Annotated in this window: 4 protein-coding genes; 2 read left to right on the forward strand and 2 right to left on the reverse strand. The window is 59.7% G+C overall.

Going from position 1 to position 2148, the window contains the following annotated elements; translation table 11 throughout:
* Positions 1-41: 41 nt before the first annotated feature.
* A complete protein-coding gene (locus AB4043_RS23290; protein ID WP_442302515.1) occupies positions 42-290 on the reverse strand; it encodes a hypothetical protein in 249 nt (82 codons plus the stop codon).
* A 99-nt stretch (positions 291-389) separates the two neighbouring features.
* Between AB4043_RS23290 and AB4043_RS23295 the strand changes: the two genes are divergently transcribed.
* Together AB4043_RS23295 and AB4043_RS23300 are read left to right on the forward strand one after the other, a co-directional pair.
* On the forward strand, positions 390-1034 hold the full coding sequence (locus AB4043_RS23295) for a trimeric intracellular cation channel family protein (protein ID WP_442302514.1): 645 nt from the start codon (positions 390-392) through the stop codon (positions 1032-1034).
* 9 nt (positions 1035-1043) lie between these two features.
* Complete coding sequence (locus AB4043_RS23300) at positions 1044-1850, forward strand: SDR family NAD(P)-dependent oxidoreductase (RefSeq protein WP_442302513.1); 807 nt, start codon at positions 1044-1046, stop codon at positions 1848-1850.
* 72 nt (positions 1851-1922) lie between these two features.
* Here AB4043_RS23300 and AB4043_RS23305 read toward each other — a convergent pair.
* On the reverse strand, positions 1923-2148 hold a 226-nt coding region (locus AB4043_RS23305), incomplete at its 5' end, for a hypothetical protein (protein ID WP_442308236.1).

Here is a 2148-nt window from a genome sequence, read left to right on the forward strand (position 1 = left end):
GGCAACGAAGATCATTTCCGCCTTCAGCGTGTGAAGAGCTGCTAGCGGACGACGCGGAGCTGCGGAATGCCGGATGGCATGGACGGGCGGCGGCCGGCGCGCTTGTAGCTGATTGCGCCGATGACGATGGCGCCGAGCATCAGCGGCAGACCGGCGATAAGAAAGAAGACGAAGAAGGCAAGAAACTCAAGAACGCGTGGGCGCTCCAGCGTGGAGCGCATCGTGGTGGCGTGCATGCCCAGAGCGAGCAGCGTATTCAGAGCGAAGTAGGCGAAGACGAAAATGGTCATGATGATGGCTCAATCCGCTCATCGGCCTTCGTTTGGGGAACTTGATAGCAATTTACGCGTGTACGTGCCCAAGGTACCGTTACCTTTGGGGGAAGAGAGATGGATACACCCAAACTACGCCGTGGCCTTGACCTCGTGTTGTTGACCGCTGACTTCGCCGGTACGCTCTTGTTTGCCATGGAGGGCGCCTTGGCGGGTATTCGCGCTGCTATGGACCTTTTCGGCATTTTGGTGCTGGCCTTTACTACTGCTGTTGGTGGCGGCATCGTCCGCGACCTGCTGATCGGGGCTACGCCGCCCGCATCGATCAAAGACTGGCGATATGGAGCCATCGCCTTTACCGGCGGCATGCTGGCATTTGTCTTTCATGGAACAATCGCGCAGCAAGCGAGCTCGGTCCTGACTACAGCTTTGGATGCAGCCGGGCTCTCGCTGTTTGCCATCGCAGGCGCGACCAAAGCGCTGGAATTCGGCATGCATCCGATGATGGCGGTGTTGCTGGGCACAATTACCGGCTGTGGCGGGGGAACGATCCGCGACATCTTTCTGAACACAGTCCCGGGAGTACTTCGGACTGACATCTATGCCTCGGCGGCGCTGCTGGGTGCAGCGGTGATGGTGATTTCGGTGCGGGCGCTGCGACTGCATCCCAGCCTGGCGGCACTGGCCGGCGGCATCTCCTGCTTCGTTCTGCGCATGTTGAGCGTGTGGCGGGGATGGAGCTTACCGAAGGTTGGAGCCTGAGGGGGAGCGATGTCTGCAAACGAACAAAAGAGGCCGTTGGCGCTGGTGACCGGTGCAAGCAGCGGCATTGGATGGGAGCTGGCACAGGTACTGGCCGCGAACGGCTACGACCTGGTGCTGGTAGCACGGCGGGAAGAGCGGCTCCAGCAACTAGCGGAGATGCTGGCACAGAAGCACGGCGCTGTGACACAGATATTGGCGATCGATCTTTCGCAGCCGGGAGCGGCCGCGCAGATCAAAGCAGAGCTCACGGCACGTGAAGCTGAGATCGATGTCCTGGTGAACAATGCCGGCTTCAGTCACCACGGACCGGTGACACAAGTTCCGGTCGATCGACTGCACGCGATCGTGCAGGTCAATATCGTGGCACTGATGGAGCTGACGCGGATGATCGCACCCTGCATGATGGCGCAAGGGCATGGACGCATCCTGAATGTGAGTTCAGTCGTAGGCTTCACGCCGACTCCATTCGCCACCGTGTATGCAGCGACGAAAGCATTTGTGACGAGCTTCAGTGAGGCCTTGGCGGAGGAACTGTCGGGGACCGGTGTCACGGTTACTGCGTTATGTCCGGGAACAACGAAGACGGAGTTTGCGGAGGCAGCGGGCATGACGAAGACGATTGCCTTCCGCAGCGGCGCCATGGCCGCGAAGGAGGTCGCTGAGATCGGCTATGCCGGCATGATGCGCGGACAGAGGCTTGTAATCGCGGGCCGGATGAACAGGTGGATGGTCTTTGGGGTTCGGTTTGCGCCGAGGAAGCTGGTGGCGAAGATCGCGAAGAAGATCATGGCACAAGAAGAAGTTGAAAGTTAAAAGTTGAAGACGTACGGCATGGGTACCGTCAGAATCCTGCGCACACCCTGACGACACCAACGCTTAGAGACATCAAAACGTGAAGGCGAAGCCCATGGTGGCGCGCTGTTGGAAGAACATGCTGTCGGGTGGGCCGTTGAGGACGAGGACTTCGTAGTCGTCCGGAAGGGTATCGGGAACAAAGCTTTCGTAGGAGTCGCGGATGATGCGAGGGTTGCGGGACCAGGTCTCGCGCCAGTCCATGCGCATGGTGAAGCGAGGCGTCACGCGGTATTTGATGCCGGCGCCGTATTGGAGC

The sequence above is a fragment of the Terriglobus sp. YAF25 genome (genome assembly GCF_052113305.1).
Lineage (GTDB): Bacteria > Acidobacteriota > Terriglobia > Terriglobales > Acidobacteriaceae > Terriglobus.

Coding starts and splice junctions, on each gene's coding strand:
- AB4043_RS23290 (WP_442302515.1), bottom strand. CDS start 290: ATGACCATTTTCGTCTTCGCCTACTTCGCTCTGAATACGCTGCTCGCT.
- AB4043_RS23295 (WP_442302514.1), top strand. CDS start 390: ATGGATACACCCAAACTACGCCGTGGCCTTGACCTCGTGTTGTTGACC.
- AB4043_RS23300 (WP_442302513.1), top strand. CDS start 1,044: ATGTCTGCAAACGAACAAAAGAGGCCGTTGGCGCTGGTGACCGGTGCA.